Source organism: Clostridium algoriphilum, from assembly GCF_020443705.1.
GTDB classification, from domain to species: domain Bacteria; phylum Bacillota; class Clostridia; order Clostridiales; family Clostridiaceae; genus Clostridium_AD; species Clostridium_AD algoriphilum.
Genome location: NZ_JAIZZK010000002.1, coordinates 36,538 through 54,718 on the forward strand (window position 1 = coordinate 36,538; position 18,181 = coordinate 54,718).

Sequence of the window (18,181 nt, forward strand, 5' to 3'; positions counted from 1 at the left end):
ATTTGTTAATTGATTTCAAAACATCATTAATAATAATTTATAGATTAAAGGCATCTTCTAAAAATGTGTATTTAGGAAGACCGTTTTCTATTAGTATCTTTGGCTCTCCCATTATTAATGGCAGAGTATACTCGTAAGCTTCAAGGGTAACATTATTTCCCTCAGCATTTATCCATTCTTTAGGAAAGTATTTAATGTTATTTGCAACCTCAGCTGCTTTAAGTGCAAAAGGAACAGACGTATAAGGTGAGTTTGAAAGTCTTCTTATACCTATCATGTTTCCGCTTATCCCATCAACAGAATAATCTGCTGCAGCTTTACCTACGTCGTATGCTTCATCAATATCTGTTTGAGATGCGCAGTGCATTGCACATCGCTGAATGGTAGAAAGTTCTAAGACTCTAACTTTCTGCGCAGTATTTGTAGTTAAAATTAAATTCTTAAGGTAGGCACAAACACCACCTAATTGTGCGTGACCAAATTTATCAAGGCATACTTCTCCAATCTCACCTAAAAATACTCCTTCTTTAGTTCTTATTCCTTCAGATACAACTACAAAAACATGTTTTTTCTCAATAAGTTTTTTACTTACATCCCTTAAAAATTTTTCTATATCAAAAGCTACTTCTGGAAGATATATGAAATCTGCAGCAGGTTTACCGTTAACAGTTGCAATGCAAGCACTAGCTGCGAGCCAGCCAGTATCACGTCCCATAGTTTCGAGTATGAAGACTCCTTTAGTTGGATATACACTAGCATCTAGGAAGTTTTCAAGAACTTGAGTGGCTATTAGTTTAGCTGCACTTCCAAAGCCAGGGGTATGATCCATAATTGGTAGGTCATTATCTATAGTTTTAGGAATTCCAATAAATTTTACATCACTTTTGTGCTCATTCGCGTAAATACTTAATTTGTGAACAGTATCTTGAGAATCATTACCACCGATATAGAAGAAGGTCTTAATCTCATATGCTTCTAGTATCTCAAAAAGTTTTATATACTCTTCAGTGCTTTCTTTAAATGGTTTCAACTTATACCTGCAAGAACCAAGACCGGAAGACGGAGTATATTTTAATCCTTTAACATCGTCATACGCAATATTGGATAGGTTTATAATATTACTGTTTAGAATACCTTGTATCCCATTTATACCAGCATAAACGTTGTCATAATAGTGAGAGTTGTTATTTGCGTCTAGCACCCCTATAACACTGGAATTTATAACAGAGGTTGGCCCCCCTGATTGAGCTACTATACAATTTTTCATATAAGAATTCCCCTTTCGATAGGACATAAATTAATATTATAATTTATAGGATTCATTAGTATTATAAGGTACATAAAAGTAAATAACAAGGAAGTATAATAGAGTCTTTGACGTTGGAAATAAAATGTTAAAAAAATCAAAGACTAATTATAATATTAATGATAAAATATGTGTATAATATTTTTAAGATTCTGTAATGTTTTTGTTATATAAATCAGGAGGGATACTATGTCAATTAACGGTACAAAACATAAAAAAGAATTAAAAAACAACATAATTTTAAAGGAAGTTAATGTGCGAGGAAATTTGTGTGGCGAGTTCGCTGAGTATACTATAGATCATGTATATGAAAATAAAGGAACAAATAATGTAGAAGCAATATATACTTTCCCAATCCCAGAGCAAGCTGTTATATCTGGTTTTGAAGCAGTACTTGGTGGGAGAACTATAAAAGGGCTAATCCAAGATAAAGAAGAAGCAAATAAAATATATGAGAATTCTAAGGATAAAGATAATAATACTTTTTTGCTTGAAGAATTTAGAGATAATACAATTAGAATAGTTATTGGTAAGATAATACCTAATGAAGTTGTAAAAATCAAAGTATCTTATATTGAAGAACTTAGTTATGAAAACAGAAATTTAAAATTAGTTATTCCAACAATTGTAACTCCAATAAATCTTTCTGAGAAGAGTGAAGGACTAAATAGTGAATATGGCAGCACTAATAAAGAGTACAATTACAAGTTCACGTTAAGTTTACTTGTAGAATCATTAACTAAATTAAAATTTAAGTGTATTAATCATAAATTAAAGGTTGAATATGAAGATAATAATTTATATAAAGTAACATTAGATGGAAACAATCAGAAAATGGATAAAGATTTAGAAATAGTACTTGAAGAGCAGGAGAAATTGGAAACTACAGGAATGATATATGAATATCCTAGAGATGATAAAGGAATATTATATTTAAGATTTATACCAGAGCTTGAAAGAGAGCAAAGCGAATCGGGATCAAACTATATTTTCCTTCTAGATATATCACAGTCAATGGGTGGAGATAAGTTAATGGAGGGTAAAAATGCACTTCAGTTATGTTTAAGAAATTTGAGCATAGGAGATACCTTTAATATAGCAGCTTTTGGAGATAAGCTTAATTATTTTTCCAAAGAGACAAAGGTTGATTTCAATGAAGAGAATTTGAGTAAGGCTAGTAAATGGATTAAGGAACTTGTAGCTGAAAAAAATGCAGTAATTTTTGATGCTTTAAAATATGCACTACTTGGAAAAACTTATAAAGAGGAGAATATAATATTTCTATTTACAGATGATTCAGTTGAAAATGAAAAAGAAATATTAGATTTCGTTGAAGAAAATATTAAAGAAAGTAGAATATTTCCTTTTGGAATAGATACTTCAGTAAACAGCTATTTCATAAATAAATTGGCTCGTATTAGTTTTGGTGCCGCGGAAGTTATTAATCCTGATGAGCGAATTGAAGATATAGTGCTTAAACAATTTAATAGAATTAAAAATCCTCAAGTTACTGATATACAGATTGATTGGGGTAAAATGAATGTGGAAACAACTTTCCCAAGAACTATAGAATATATGTATGATAAAGAACCATTTTCAATCTTTGCTAAAATTAGGGGGGAAGTAGGTGGAGTTGTAGTATTAAAAGGAAAGGTCGGGAAAAATAGAATTCAAAGAATAATTTCTTTGAATGACCTTGAACTAGAAGAAAATGTTAATTTGATTGAGAAAATATGGTACAAGAGAAGAATAGAATCTCTTCAACATAGAGTTAAATATGAACGTGGAGAACTTCAGAAAGCAATGAATAATAAAATCATTGAAATCTCTAAAAAAGTTGGTATAATATGCAAAGAAACTGCTTTCATTCTTTATGAAGAGATGGAAGATCCAATACTTGGTATAAGAATAAGGGAAATATTACCTGTAAAAACAACAAAAAGATTAGAGATTTCTTATGAAAAATTAGATGAAGATTCAGAATCAACAGCATTTTATTATAAAGACGAATCAGAGCTAAATGAAAATCACAATGAATATACTAATTATAAAAGAAGTGAATTATTGAGATTATTGGCTTCTAATCAATTTGCTAGCGGAGCATTTGGTATTAATGTTGAAGATAGCGTAGAAAGCAATATAAAATATACTATAAAAGCAATATTAGCATTTGTCATTGGTAATGAAGATACTAAGATGTACACTATTCAGTTGAATAAATCCTTAGAGTTTTTAAACAAATCATTAAGAAAAAGCGATATATCTTTAAGTAAAAGAGAATATCTAAATTTATTTTTAGTTTTAAAGTTATCTATTAAGAAAGATATAGCATTATCTTTTCACAAAGATAACATTGATAAAAAAATGCATGAAATTGAAGAGAAATTACAATTACATAATGTTGATGTAATTGAAATACAAGAAGAAATTATTAATAGATTAAGGCAGAGTGCGAATGAACCTAAAGATACACTTGATTTTATAATTGATGCTGCTATTTTAAAAACTGTTTAAAATTCACTGGATTTTTGCAAAAGGAAGTAATATTAATGAGGACTGAGAATATAAAAGGGTTGAAATATAGCAGCTCAGAAATAAATAAAAAGAGAGATTTGGTAAGAAACAGATTTATTATTGAATCTAAGAATGTAAAGACAGGCAACATACAAAATATGTCAAAGGTCGATCTGAAAATTTTATTTGATTTGTATGATAAAGAATTTTTTAATGATTACTTTAGTAAAAGTTTCAAGGGATCCTTAACTTTTTCCTTGTCCACTAGAATGACATCTTCTGCAGGAAAAACTATATATAGTAGAAAACTAAAACTATTACGAGAAGCAGAAGAAACTTATGAAATTAGGATGGGAATAAAGTTTTTTTATCAGTATTATAAGGTTGATAGAGAGAAAATAGTATCTGGTATAAACACAAAGGATTCCTTAGAGGCATTTCAAATAGTATTTGAACATGAATTATGTCATTTAATTGAGTTACACCTATATAAAGAATCTAGTTGCAAAAAGATCAGGTTTAAAACTATGGTTAATGTCATGTTCGGTCATACAGATGTGTATCACCAATTACCTAATCAAAAAGAAATAGTTTCAAAGGAGTATGGATTAGCAATTGGACAAAAGGTTAGCTTTATAAATGAGGGCACAAAATATAATGGTTTCATTTATAAAATAAATAAAAGAGCTACAGTTATGGTTAAGGATTCTAAAGGTACTTATAGAGATGGGAATGGAAATGCCTATTCTAAATGGTATGTACAGTTTGGACAACTTAATATTTAATAAACGAAAACCCATATTTAAAGTTACTATAAATAAAAAAGGCAAGTTATATGCAATGAACATTTAAATAAATAACAAGTCAGAATGCTAGTCTTTTGATTTGTTATTTATTTTCATGTAATTGATAACTTGCCTTTTAACCCTAGGGAATTTTGACAACTCAAAACAATCTACGCTACAACCCATATACATGCTTACATACATATAGACAATCTTTCGACTACAAACAAGTATTACAGCACATATATACATCTTTGCTCGCCGAACACTCTAAAGCTATTTCAGCCTACGAGCACTCTAGACTCAACCATTTTAAATCATCTACTAACATTATTGTATGCTCTTTTTTATTTATTATACTATATGGCATTAGAAAAATTGTAGTAACATGTACAGTTGGTTTATATGGTAAAATCTATACTGGGGGTGAAAAGTAATGAGTGAAACATTTAAATTTATTCATGCTGCAGACTTGCATTTAGGTTCATTTCTTAATACAAATGGAAAACCACAACAAGAAATACAAGACCTGTGTAAAAGCGCTGTTTATGATGCCTATGAAAGAATATGTAATAAAGCCATATTATATAAGGTGGATTTTATTTTGCTCTGTGGAGACGTTTATGATAGCTATTTAAGGTCAGTAAGAGGAAATAAATTTTTTATTAATCAATGTATAAGATTGGGTACAAAGAATATAGGTGTATATGTTATTTACGGTAATCATGATGCCATAAATGATTCAAAGGAATTATTTACTATGCCTAATAATGTTCATATATTAAGTTCCAATAAAGAAGAAACCATTGAAGTATATAAAGAAGGAGAAGTTATTGCAAAAATCACAGGTAGATCATATAAAAGAAGAAATGAAAAAGAAAAGACTTATGAAAACTATTTAGTGGACAACGATGTTTTTAATATTGCTATGCTCCATACTGCGCTGGAGAGGGATAATAAAAATTATATTCCTTGCACTTTGGAGGAAATATCTAAGGTACCTAACATAGACTATTGGGCGCTAGGACATATTCACAAACAAAATATTTTGAGTAAATCAAAACCAATTATTGCCTTTTCTGGGATTCCTCAAGGGCGTGATATGGGAGAACAGGGAGTAGGAGGAGTTTTCTTAGTTACAGCATGTAAGAAGGATGTTGTCCACATGGAAATGTTGCCTATAGCAGCAGTTATATATATAAGTAGAGAAATAATATTAGATGATAGTAATATTATAGAAAATTATAGCGACTTAATTAGGGTGATTTATGATGAAGTAAGTAGTTTAACATATGAACTTCCATATCATCTAAATGAAGTAAAGGATTCTAGGGAAGATATAGGGGATGAATTTAAAGGGTATATTGTTCAATTAACAATAAAAGGAAGAACGGACATGCACCACGATATAACTCAAATGACAGAAGATGATTATAATCAACTTATAGAAAGCATAAATGAAGAATTGGGATTCCAAAAATATTTTCTGTGGATAGACTCAATATTATTTAGAACCACTGCACTTATGCAGGATTTTGAAAGCCTAAAGATGCAAAACTCTATTTTTAAGGATTTAGAGGATGTAATTAGCATGTATTCTACGGATAGTGATTTTAAAAATCAACTCGTGAAAAACTGGGGATCCATCTGGAAAAAGCAGTTATGTACAGAAGACATAGATGAAGAGAAATTTGATTATGATGAAAAAGTTATTGCAGATATTATATTGCAAGCAAGGGAATTAGTTATTGAAAAATTAGCGGAGGTTTTAGACATAATGTAGGGAGGTGTAACTTGAAAATAACAGAGCTTGATATCAGAGATTTTGGAGTGTTTCAAGGCGAAAAGTTAGAAGACCTAGGAGACGGTATAATAGTTATTGGCGGAGCTAATAGGGCGGGTAAAACCAGCTTAATGCAGGTGCTTAGAAACATACCTTTTGGATTTCCAAAGAAGAAAGATCTACCACCTCCAAAATTTGAATATGATGTTAGATGTGATTTATTGTTAGAGGATGGAGCCTATGCAAATGTACACCTAAAAGGATTTAGTAATCCAGAGGTAGTTTATAGTGATGCTTTAGGAAGTACTGCTAACAAAGGAATATACAATATAGATAAGGCAACTTACAGAGAGCTTTTTACCATAAGCCTTGATGAACTAAATAAGAGCACTGACAAGGAAGATAATGATTTGCAGTCTATGCTACTAGGCGCTGGGTTCAAACACATTGTAAAAATACCTTCAATTTCTAAAGAATTAAGGCAAAACGCTAATGCGATTGGAGGTACTAGGGGGAATCCTTCTACTAAGATGTTTAAGCCATACACTCAAAATATTAAAAAAGGTGTGGAGGGTAGGAAAAAATCTATAATGTTATTAGATTCTTTTAATATTAAGAAAAATAGTTTATTACGTCTTGAAAGCGATATTTCTTCAAAAGAAGAAGAACTCTTAATTAGCAATAACAATATAATAAAATTAGATGTTTTAAAGCAAAATTACAATCTAAATGAATATGGAAAAAGGCTTGAGGCTGAGCTTAGTACATATTCTTTTAGTGGTACAAGCTTTAAGGAATATAATATAGAAAAAGCCAAGGCACTAAAAAATGAATATATTAAAGTACTAGAACAATATAATAATGACAACTATGAATTTATAAAGGATGCACCAAAAGACAAGATTTTTAAAGAATTGCTACTCCATAGCAAAGTTGAGATTATTAGTTTTTATAGTGGTATATCGGGCATTAAAGAAATGAGCAAGAATTTGTTCATTATAAAAAATGAGTATTATGAGAAAACTGGAGAACTAAAGAGAAAAATAAAAAGAGCTAATGATAACTGGGTTAGTTTTGAAGATGTTACAGAGATTAACTGTGATGAGGTGCAACGAGAAATTTTAAATCATAATATTAATGAATTCAAAAGAAATGAAGTTGAAAAAACAGTTTTGGATAAAAAAGTAGAGGAATACAAGATTCAAAAAGAAATCACTGAAAAGCAAATAGTACCAAACAGCTCAGTAGAATACTTAAAGAAATATTTTTATTATACTTTATTTTTCTTGATTTTAGGACTGGCACTGTCTTTTATAGATAAGTTACTTGGATGTTCACTAATAATTATTGGAGCAGTAGGGACAGCACTATATTTGTATATAAATCACTCGAACAAAAAATTAATAATAACTAGAAATCTACAATTAAGAGAACAAATAGATTATATTAATGTTAATTTGAGTAAAAGTTCTGAGAAGCTAAAAAACTTAAATGAAAGCCTTAGAGTGTTATACAATAAAATGGATGAGTATAGGGATATTCTAAAGCTTGATGCAAGAGTTTCAGAAGATGGAATTAAAGATTATTTTAAAACAGCAGCATATTTTAAGGATGATATATCTGGATATTATTTATTAAAGAAAAAGCTAAGTAATCAGTTTGATAATCTTTGTCATTCTTTGAATAAGATAAATAAAGTGCTTAATAAGTTTAATGAATATTTTACTAAAGAACTCGAGAAAACATGTTTAGATAATATTGAGAATGCTTGCAATGATATTATACTAAAGGTAGAAAGTTTATATAAAAATTCCATGCTTTTAGAAAAAGTTGATATGAGTTTTTCAAAATTAAGCCTGTTAGAGCAAGAGATACTAGAGTTTCTATCTGTTATTCACTCAGAGGATGTAATTTCAGATGTTGAAGAGTATATTAAACAAGGCGAGAAGTATATAAAATATATGAATCGGAAGAATGAATTTAATATTAATCAGGACAAATTATTACAAGCGGCAAAAAGCAAGCGTATAAAAGAAATATTATATGATGAAAAAGAAGAACTTGATCCAATTGATGATGAAAAGTTACTTGAAATTATACGAGAGTTATATAATCAGTATATTAGTGGGGATGAGATTAACGAGAATTATGAGGTAATGGAGTCTGAAAATAAGGAATTAGTGGTGCAACTGGATAGGTTAAAGAATGAAAAACAAACTTTGAAAGATAAGCTAAGAGCTTTAAATTCTGATGAGTTGTTAGTTATGCATGAGAAAGAGATAAGGCAGGCAAGAAGCCAGCTGAGACCCCTTGCAGAAAAATATGCTGTTTATAGTACAGCGGCACTTCTACTTGAAAAAATTAGAGAAAGATTTTTAGTAAATACAAAGGATAAGTTACTGAAAGGGGCTAGTGATATTTTAAGTGACATAACATCTGGTGAGTATAAAAGTATTATGCCACCGGATGATTTAATGCAGGGAGATTTTAAAACAAAGTTACAAGATGAGAGTATTAAGGAGAGTTCAAAAGAATTAAGTAGGGGTACAAAAGAACAACTTTTTTTGGCAGTTCGCATAAGCAGAATAAAGGAAATAAAGCCATATTTACCAGTAATATTAGACGACTCATTTGTTAATTTTGATATAGCACACACACGAAATACAGTTAAAGCCTTAATAAAGCTTTCAAAATCTCATCAAATTTTTGTGCTTACCTGTCATGCACCTTTAGTAGAGCTAATAGTTGCATTATCATCTAAAGCACAATATTTCAAATTAGATAAGGGTAGGTTTACAAAAACATTAGGTGAAGATTTAAAAGAGTATCTTAAACAACTTTAGGGCATTTTAATTTTTTTGAACTAGATGTATAAAAAATGGTATAATAGATTGCTTAAAGAATTATTAGGGTCATGTATTTCGAAGTTTATTGATTCAATTTAATGGAAAGTGGAGTGGTAATTATTAGTAAAGCATTATTTATTACAGAAAAACCAAGTGTTGCTGCGGAGTTTGCCAAAGCCTTAAAAATAAATGGTAGAAAGTTAGATGGATATATAGAGTCTGACAAAGCCGTCGTAACATGGTGTGTTGGACACCTTGTTACTATGAGTTATCCTGAAAAATACGATGCAAAACTTAAAAAATGGTCTTTAGATACTTTGCCATTTTTACCTAAAGAATATAAATATGAAGTTATAGATGGAGTTAAAAAACAATTTAATATAGTTAAGAGTCAATTAGTTCGCGATGATATTGATAGAATTTATGTTTGTACAGATTCTGGAAGGGAAGGCGAATACATATATAGATTAGTAGATGAAATGTCAGGTAAACCTAATAAGCAAAAACGAAGGGTATGGATAGATTCACAAACAGAAGCAGAGATTATTCGGGGTGTTAAAGAAGCCAAGGATTTAAGTGAGTATGATAATTTATCGGAAGCGGCTTATTTAAGAGCAAAAGAAGATTATCTAATGGGAATTAATTTCTCAAGACTTTTAAGTTTAGTCTATGGAAAAACCGTAAGCAATTATCTTGGGAAAAATTATATAGTTATAGCTGTAGGACGGGTAATGTCTTGTGTTCTTGGGATGGTAGTCCAAAGGGAAAGAGAAGTTCGAGAGTTTATAGTTACTCCTTTTTATAGGATTATCGGAAGCTTTAATGTGGATGAGGACTGTAATTATGATGGAGAATGGAAGGCTGTAGAAGGCTCTAAATATTTTGAATCACCTATGCTCTATAATGAGGGTGGATTTAAAACACAAGAAACGGCAGAAAAGTTAATAGGAGAACTCAGAGATTCTAGCATGGATGGTAAAATCTTCGTTGAGAGCATTACCAAGAAAAAAGAAAATAAGAATGCTCCATTGCTTTTTAATTTAGCAGAAATACAAAATGAGTGTTCTAAAAAATTCAAAATAAATCCAGAGCAAACGCTTAGTCATATTCAAGCATTATATGAGAAGAAAATGCTTACATATCCAAGAACTGATGCTAGAGTATTGTCTACAACGATAGCAAAAGAAATAGATGAGAATATAAAAAAATTAACGAAGTTAAATGGAAATACTGAGATAAATAATATAGCTCAGCATATTTTAGAAAATAAATGGTACAGTAATATAGCTAAAACAAAATATGTTGATGATAGCAAGGTAACAGATCATTATGCTATTATTCCAACAGGTGAAGGGCTTCAAAACTATTCATCATTAAAGGATATACAAAAGAAAATTTATGATTTAGTGCTACGACGGTTTTTGGCGATTTTTTATCCGCCTGCTGTGTATAGTAAGGTCTCTGTTATAACAAAGATTGATACGGAAAGATTTTTTACGTCAGATAAGGTTTGCGTTGAACTCGGCTATTTGGAGGTTTTAAAACCAGATAGTGACAGCAATGATCGCGAGAGTACAAATATGAAATTTTTAAGTCTATTAAAAAAAGGTCAAAGTGTGACGCTTAAGGATTTAATAGTGAAAGAAGGTAAAACTTCACCTCCTAAAAGATTTACTACAGGTTCTATAATTATAGCCATGGAGAATGCAGGTAAACTTATTGAAGATGAAGAACTAAGGGAACATATAAAGGGATCGGGAATTGGTACCAGTGCAACTCGCTCAGGAATATTAACGAAGCTTGAGAAAATTGGATACATTAAATCTAATAATAAAACACAAGTGGTTATGCCAACACTCCTTGGAGAAATCATATATGATGTAGTGAAAAATTCTATTCCTACATTGTTAAATCCGGAACTAACAGCTAGTTGGGAAAAAGGTTTGACTATGGTTACTCAAAGCGAAATAGCAGGCAATATATATATGGATAAGCTTGAGAATTATATAATTAAAAATACAGATAGAGTACTTCAACTTAAGAATGGCTTAAGACTTAAGAGTAATTTTGATGTGGCAAGTGGATTTTATAAAAATTCTAAAGCTGGTGTAGAATAATAGAAAAGATAAGTAGAAATTATAATATACCTTCTGCTTATCTATTTAAATTTAACTAATATGATAATTAAAGGGAGATGACTCTAATTGGCAAAAGATAAAACAATCTATGTTTGTAAAGAGTGTGGGTCACATGCTCCAAAATGGATGGGCAAATGTAGTGATTGCGGTGCATGGAATTCATATGAAGAGAAAGTTATTAAGGGGGGGTTAGCTAAATCAAATACCTTAAATAGTATGGTAACAGCAACTAAACCTACAAAACTAAAGGCGGTTCTTCAGGCGAGCAGTGATAGAATAATTACTGGAGTTTCAGAGTTTGACAGAGTTATGGGTGGAGGGATAGTTAGGGATAGTGTGACTATTATATCTGCTCCACCAGGGGCTGGAAAGTCTACACTTTTGCTACAATTAGCGAATTCACTGTCATTAAAAGAATATAAAATTTTATATGCGTCTGGAGAGGAAAGTAATAGTCAAATTAAAAATAGAGCTGACCGAACAGTAAAAGAGATAGCTGATAATTTTTGGGTTGTTTCAGATACAAAGTTAGACGAAATATTACAACATATAGAAACTGTTGATGCTGATTTAATAATACTCGACAGTATTCAAACATTTACTTTGGACGAATATTCAAGTTCTAGGGCAGGTTCTCCTACTCAAGTAATTGAATGTGCCACAGCTTTAAAGGATAAAGCAAAAAATCCAGATAGACCAAGGGCTGTTTTTCTGGTTGGGCAAATGACAAAGGCAGATGAGATGGCAGGACCACGCATATTAGAGCATTTAGTAGACACTGTATTATATATTGAAGGAGAAGACGGAGAAGAGCTAAAACACTTGGTAAGTAAGAAGAATCGCTTCGGAAATACAGAAGAGAGTGGTATGTTTAGGCTTTCGGACGCGGGAATGGAAGAGATTACTGACCCCTCTGAGTTCTTTATGACCAAAAGAGATGAGTTAGTTCCAGGAAGTGCTTTAGCTGTTATAAAGGATGGAACAAGACCCATTGTTATAGAAATAGAAAGTCTTGTATCTAAATCTTTTACTCCTTACCCAAGCAGGTTAAGTGAGTGCTTTTCAAGGAAGGAACAACTGGGAACTCTTATTTCTATTCTTGAAGAAAGAGGAGGAATAGGTCTTTATGATAAGAATGTTATTATAAAAGCAACAGGGGGTCTTAAACTAACTGAAACATCGGTGAATCTTGCTGTAGTTATGAGCATTGCATCTTCTGCACTTAACCACGGAATAGCTACAGATACAGTATTTATTGGAGAACTGGGTCTTACTGGTGAATTAAAAAAAGTTCCATCTTTAGAGCAAAGACTAAAAGAAGTAGACCGTATGGGGTTTAAAAAGGCTTATATACCTCAAAATTGTTTAAAGGCGGGAGTTAAATTTAAGAACTTAAAGGTTATCCCATGTAAAAAATTAACCGATGTTATCAAAAAAGAATTCAAGTAACATAATAGTATGAACTTTCTCCTGCGTGACTTCAAATAGGAGATTGAAACGTGAATTCAAGTCATTTCCGGAGAAAGTTCATAGGTCTTGCATCTTTCTTATTTTATAATTAAATCAAATAGCTTTTTAGCTGCTTTTTTAGGACCATCTTTTTCTTGGCCAACTACACCTAAAGAAGTTCTAATTTGACCAACTTTTACTCCTGTTTTGAAGAATTCCTCAAAATAACTATCTATAAGTACATCTACTAGTTCTTGTTTTTGCACTGGCCCAAAAGGGTTTGCAAAATAAGATGTTACAAGGCCTAATTCAGTTGTGGTACCCTTTGCCATCCTTGCCCCTCTTTTGCAAACATCAATGGCATCTTTTGAATTCGTAAAGAAATTAATTTCTTCCAACCCATCCTTTACTTCCTCATAATTGTTTGCATAAAGGAACAAATCTATAGGATATCCTTTAATAATATCTTTATAACTTGCTACAGGCATAACAAGTCTTGCGTTAATTTTATCAGGGTTCATAAATATACTTCTATCAATTTCTTTGAAAGCATAACCTGCATCCAAATCATCGAGCCTTACGAAAGCTCCAATTTCAGTTCCAAAGGCTAGTGGTTTTGAGCCTTCATCTAGAGTTAGGTATCCCATGTCATCAAAGACTATGGTCATATCACTGATGTAATCTTCACTTAAGCTTCTAAAAGCTTCTAAGCACTCAGATTTACCTGCACCACTATCACCCATAATAACAACATTTGCACTGTTACCATTATTCATAATAATGTGTACCATTGCACCGTGAATTGGTAGTGAACCTCGTTTTATCATTATTAGGTTATGAAGTGTTAAGGCCATTTTTTTTACATATCCGAAGTAATCAATTTCGTCTCCATAACTTATATAGCCAAGCATAATATTATTTTCTATGTCATCATAAAATACTGTTTTAACTTTAGAAAAGGAATCTTTAGCACCAAAAACAAAAACTATATCTGGTTTAATGTCTCTATATTCTTTTTCTTTTGCCATTTCAAATAGGTTACAAAGAGTTATTGCATGAGCCATAAAATCTCTGTGAACATAAATAAAAGCAAGCAATGTACCTACTTTAGCGGGATAACAAAACCAATGATCTGTGCTTATAGTACAATTTTTTAATGGATTTTCAAAACATTCATCAAAAATTCCATCGCGAGTATTCTTTTTAGGATAACTTATATAAGGTAGATCTAGTATTATTGCATCAATAAAAGGAACGTGTTTCAATAGTTCATATCCAGTAGGCAATGGCCAATTAACATTATTCACTATTAGACCAGCATTGCCACCGGCAGGTAGTTGTCTGTAAACCTTAGGTTTATAACCAACAACATTTTCTTCGATTTTTCTGTATAAACTAAGTATAAGCATTGAAAAATCATTATTGGCTTCAACAAAGCTTGTTTTCTCTAAACCCTCATTAATTTTATTGTTGTGGATTACTGTGTATCTTTCAAGTTTTCTCCAAAATCCATAAAAATCTTCTATAAAATCAATAAAATTACTCTTTCTATCTATAAGAGAACTATATTTAGTATTTAAGTTTATGATTTCATTTAAATTTAACACAGATAGGAGTTTAAACAAATGCACAATAAAAACATCTAATTCCTCACTGTCTGTTTGTGCATCTTGGATTAGGTATTTATATATATTTGATTTTTTCTTCTTTATTTTCCTAAAATAGGCATTAAAAACTCTTCTGAAACCATAACTTTCTAATAATTGAACATGACTATTACAATATTTTGAAGTGAAATTTATCATTACTTTTTCATTACTTAGAGAAAATTCTTTTTTCAATTTGGCACCTCCGTGTGTGAGTAATTAAATTGTAACTATTAAAATGAAATATATATATGCGAATATTATCATTAAAGCAATGAATATTCGAATATTATAACATAATACTCTAAAAGTGATGTGTTAACAATACTAAAATTGCAAAACAGTTTTTTAGCATAATGACATCTTAAAGCAATAAAGGATTAAATATATTAAAATATCTATATATTTTTTGTAATAGAAAACCCTATTATTATAATATACTATAGTAAATAAGTAATTAGAATGAAAATATTTGTGTAATATTTGTGTAATTTTTGGTACTTCTGAGATATAATAATAGTAAGCTTATTATAAAAATAACAAGTCAAATAGATTTGCATATTGACTTGTTATTTGTTTTGAAGCGCAGTTAAGAACAAATAAAGGGGAGTGATATATTGACAAATAAAAGAATATCTCATGTAATGGCAATTGGTTTAATGTTTATATGGAGCTTATCTTATTTAAGCATAAAGGTTATATCGGAGGAAGTAAGTCCCATATTATCAGCATTTTACAGATTTGTGGTAGCCGCAATTATTCTATTTATAATACTTAAAGTGAAATTTCCAGAGGAAAAAGTTTTAAAAAAGGATAAATTCAAATTTGCCTTAGGTGGTCTTTTTGGAGTAGCTATATATTTTATTTTTGAAAACTATGCTGTAGCATATACATCTGCATCAAATGTTGCAATTTTAATTGCGTCTATACCTGTATTTACTATTTTTACCCAGAGGATAATTTTCAAAGAAAAATTAACATACGGGAAAATATTAGGTGCCACATTAAGTTTAGTTGGAATCATTATAATAATTGCGTCAAAGGAAAGAGTAAGCATATTATCAAAAGGAAGTATAGGCGATTTGATGGCGCTTGGAGCAGTATTTTCCTGGGTGATTTATAACATGGTTTGCAGTACTTTTACAGGAAAATATAAAGTGATAACTATAACTACCTATGAAATCATGTGGGGATCATTGTTCTTAAGTCCTTCACTGTTTTTTAGCACACTGCAAATTCCTTCTACAAAGGTTGTATTAAATTTAATATTTTTATCTATTTTTTGCTCTTGCATTGGGTATGTAATGTACGTACATTGCTTAAAAGATCTTGGAGCAACCGTTCTTACTACGTATATTAATCTACAGCCTATTATGAGTTTATTCGCAGCAGCAATCATATTAAATGAAGTTATTACAATCTGGCAGGTTTTAGGTTGCATTATTATAATAACAGGTGTAACTCTAGTAAGCTTAGATAATAGGTTTAATTTGAGAAAACGAAGAAGGGCTTATAAAAATTTATAAATAAAATATATGCTGTTATATTAGATGAATATTATGTAAATAACATAAAAGGGACTATATTAACATTAAAGTTAATATAGTCCCTAAATTTACAAATTCATTAATTACTTCCTAAAATCTTATTCTTCTACCATGACGATTTTTACGCCCATTAATAAAATTAATTAATAAAATAATTAAAGCTATAACTACAATTAATACAATGGCAGCTGCGGCATATATAATTATATTATCTTTGATAAGAGCAGATTTTGAAATCATTGGATATAATTTATAACTTTTTTCATAGTCTCTTTGTTTAATATTAACAGTTCCAACAGAAGTGTCTTTATTAAGCTTCCATGCACTTATTCCAGAGGTTTTAAAGGTTGTTTGTGATTTAACATCATTGTTGTAAAGAGTCAAATCTTCTTTTGATGTTAGTGGTACATTGATTGTTTTTTCTGGTCCTATGAATGGAATAACTTTATAAGGTACCGAAATTGTTTTGATTGTAGTATTTTTTTTATGTAGGACTTCTGTTTTAGCGGCATAACTATAGTTAATTAGTTTTGTCATGTCTTCAAAGACTTTTGTATCCTTTGGTAGGTTATATTCAGAATTCATAACAACACCTATAATATGGCGACCGTTACGTTCATATATAGAAACTAAGCATCTTCCAGCCTTTAATGTGTAACCGGTTTTACCACCTACGTTACCGTCTATCCCAAGAAGTTTATTTCTATTTGAAACAGTAGCTGGGGCACCGTTAGTAGATTTTATCAAGCTTGTTTTTTTACCCATAGATTTCTTAACCCATTCATTTTTATTCGCAGCTCGACCTAAAAGAGATAAGTCGTAAGGGGTTGTATAATGATTATTGTTTGCATCATCTAAACCATTTGGCGTAAGAAAATGAGAGTTTTTCATTCCAAGCTTCGCAGCCTTATCGTTCATCATTTTAGCAAAATTAACTGGATTTCCACCAACGTTATCAGCTATCATATAGGCAATATCGTTTCCAGAATAAAGAAGAAGTCCATCCATTACGTTATCAGCGGACATAGTATCTCCGATTGCTACAGGTTGAATGTTTAAATTATACGAATAAGGGGGCTGAGATTTTGCATTTTTTGTATAAGTTAAATCTTCTGTTGATTTTTTGTTTTCAGCAAGAAGCAATGCTGTAATAAGCTTTGTAATGCTTGCAGGGTACATCTTATTATCAATGTTTTTAGTGTAAATAATCTCATTAGTATCGATATCTACAGAAATAGCAGCTTTACCAATCAACTCTGGTGGGTTTACGGTAGCAAAAACAGTTGTAGAAAAGACAACAGTAAATGCTAGTGATAATAAAAAAAGTCCGTTTCTTCTTTTCAATTTTCATCTCTCCATTACAGTTAAATTTTATATTTATTTAGTGATAAATACAAGAATAAGTATATCATTTTAACATATGAAGAACAAGGTACAATAATATCAATTTCATGACGGCCAAAATATAATTGTCAACAATAATCTTATGTAAAAAAATGTTTTTAATGGCGTATTGTGATATTATTAATTTGGTGGTGATTACATGAAAAATGATATAAAAAAGATATTTGAGAATAGAAATTCTAAGGTAATAGGGGAATTTGAGGAAAGCGCAGTTATGATATTATTATCTGAGGACTCAAATGAACTATCAATTATATTTGAAGTTCGTGCTCGTGGATTAAGAAGTCAGCCTGGTGATGTTTGTCTTCCGGGTGGTAAAGTGGAAATAGATGAGAATCCAAAGCAAGCTTCAATAAGAGAGACAATGGAAGAATTAAATTTAAAAAGAGATCAATTAAATATTATAGGAGATATGGATTATTACGTAAGTCCTTATGGAAACATATTGTATCCTTTTGTAGGCATGTTAAAATATGGAGATATAAATCCTAACGAGGATGAAGTAAATAATATATTCAAAGTTCCTTTAAAATTCTTTATGGAAAATGAACCACTGCTTTATAAAATGGAGATAGGACCAATTAACAAAGAGGGGTTTCCGTTTCATTTAATTAATGGAGGGAAGGATTATAAGTTTAGGAAAGGGTATTTAGAACAGTATTTTTATCAGTATAATGACTATAAAATATGGGGTTTCACAGCTCAAATAATTAAAAGTTTTATTTCGGTTATAAAAAATAGTAATAATATTTAAATTATTACT

General features: G+C 30.5%; 11 protein-coding genes. 8 read left to right on the plus strand and 3 right to left on the minus strand.

Translation table 11 applies throughout. From position 1 onward, the window contains the following. Positions 1–37 precede the first annotated feature (37 nt). Positions 38–1,267: a 6-phosphofructokinase gene (locus LGK95_RS02440; RefSeq protein ID WP_226121854.1), complete on the minus strand. Its 1,230-nt coding sequence runs from the start codon at positions 1,265–1,267 to the stop codon at positions 38–40. 228 nt (positions 1,268–1,495) lie between these two features. Between LGK95_RS02440 and LGK95_RS02445 the strand changes: the two genes are divergently transcribed. The 6 genes from LGK95_RS02445 (at position 1,496) to radA (ending at position 12,821) form a co-directional block, all read left to right on the plus strand. Further along, positions 1,496–3,820, plus strand: coding sequence for a VIT and vWA domain-containing protein (locus LGK95_RS02445; RefSeq protein ID WP_226121855.1), 2,325 nt, complete (start codon positions 1,496–1,498; stop codon positions 3,818–3,820). Positions 3,821–3,855: 35 nt separating this feature from the next. Beyond that, entirely contained in the window at positions 3,856–4,605 is a 750-nt protein-coding gene (locus tag LGK95_RS02450; protein ID WP_226121856.1) for a SprT family zinc-dependent metalloprotease, read from the plus strand. Positions 4,606–5,041: 436 nt separating this feature from the next. Further along, positions 5,042–6,388 carry a metallophosphoesterase family protein gene (locus LGK95_RS02455; RefSeq protein ID WP_226121857.1) on the plus strand — a complete coding sequence of 449 codons (1,347 nt, stop codon included), beginning with the start codon at positions 5,042–5,044 and terminating at the stop codon, positions 6,386–6,388. An 11-nt stretch (positions 6,389–6,399) separates the two neighbouring features. Continuing rightward, complete coding sequence (locus LGK95_RS02460; RefSeq protein ID WP_226121858.1) at positions 6,400–9,231, plus strand: AAA family ATPase; 2,832 nt, start codon at positions 6,400–6,402, stop codon at positions 9,229–9,231. A 122-nt stretch (positions 9,232–9,353) separates the two neighbouring features. After that, positions 9,354–11,351 carry a DNA topoisomerase gene (locus LGK95_RS02465; protein WP_226122302.1) on the plus strand — a complete coding sequence of 666 codons (1,998 nt, stop codon included), beginning with the start codon at positions 9,354–9,356 and terminating at the stop codon, positions 11,349–11,351. A gap of 87 nt (positions 11,352–11,438) precedes the next feature. Continuing rightward, entirely contained in the window at positions 11,439–12,821 is a 1,383-nt protein-coding gene (gene radA, locus LGK95_RS02470; protein ID WP_226121860.1) for a DNA repair protein RadA, read from the plus strand. Between the two features lie 98 nt (positions 12,822–12,919). Here radA and LGK95_RS02475 read toward each other — a convergent pair whose 3' ends face one another. Next, positions 12,920–14,662, minus strand: a complete 1,743-nt coding sequence (locus tag LGK95_RS02475; protein WP_226121862.1) for a phosphoenolpyruvate carboxykinase — start codon at positions 14,660–14,662, stop codon at positions 12,920–12,922. A gap of 422 nt (positions 14,663–15,084) precedes the next feature. On the opposite strand from LGK95_RS02475, the gene LGK95_RS02480 reads away from it, so the two are divergent. After that, entirely contained in the window at positions 15,085–15,993 is a 909-nt protein-coding gene (locus LGK95_RS02480) for a DMT family transporter (RefSeq protein ID WP_226121864.1), read from the plus strand. Between the two features lie 111 nt (positions 15,994–16,104). Here the strand turns inward: LGK95_RS02480 and LGK95_RS02485 are convergent, their stop codons facing one another. After that, entirely contained in the window at positions 16,105–17,358 is a 1,254-nt protein-coding gene (locus tag LGK95_RS02485) for a D-alanyl-D-alanine carboxypeptidase family protein (RefSeq protein WP_226121866.1), read from the minus strand. A 199-nt stretch (positions 17,359–17,557) separates the two neighbouring features. On the opposite strand from LGK95_RS02485, the gene LGK95_RS02490 reads away from it, so the two are divergent. Then, positions 17,558–18,172, plus strand: a complete 615-nt coding sequence (locus LGK95_RS02490) for an NUDIX hydrolase (protein ID WP_226121868.1) — start codon at positions 17,558–17,560, stop codon at positions 18,170–18,172. The last annotated feature ends 9 nt before the right edge of the window (positions 18,173–18,181 follow it).

Bases quoted from the DNA above. Each gene is read 5' to 3' on its own strand.
- LGK95_RS02490 (WP_226121868.1), top strand. From the start codon at position 17,558: ATGAAAAATGATATAAAAAAGATATTTGAGAATAGAAATTCTAAGGTA.
- LGK95_RS02455 (WP_226121857.1), top strand. From the start codon at position 5,042: ATGAGTGAAACATTTAAATTTATTCATGCTGCAGACTTGCATTTAGGT.
- LGK95_RS02445 (WP_226121855.1), top strand. From the start codon at position 1,496: ATGTCAATTAACGGTACAAAACATAAAAAAGAATTAAAAAACAACATA.
- LGK95_RS02450 (WP_226121856.1), top strand. From the start codon at position 3,856: ATGAGGACTGAGAATATAAAAGGGTTGAAATATAGCAGCTCAGAAATA.
- LGK95_RS02440 (WP_226121854.1), bottom strand. From the start codon at position 1,267: ATGAAAAATTGTATAGTAGCTCAATCAGGGGGGCCAACCTCTGTTATA.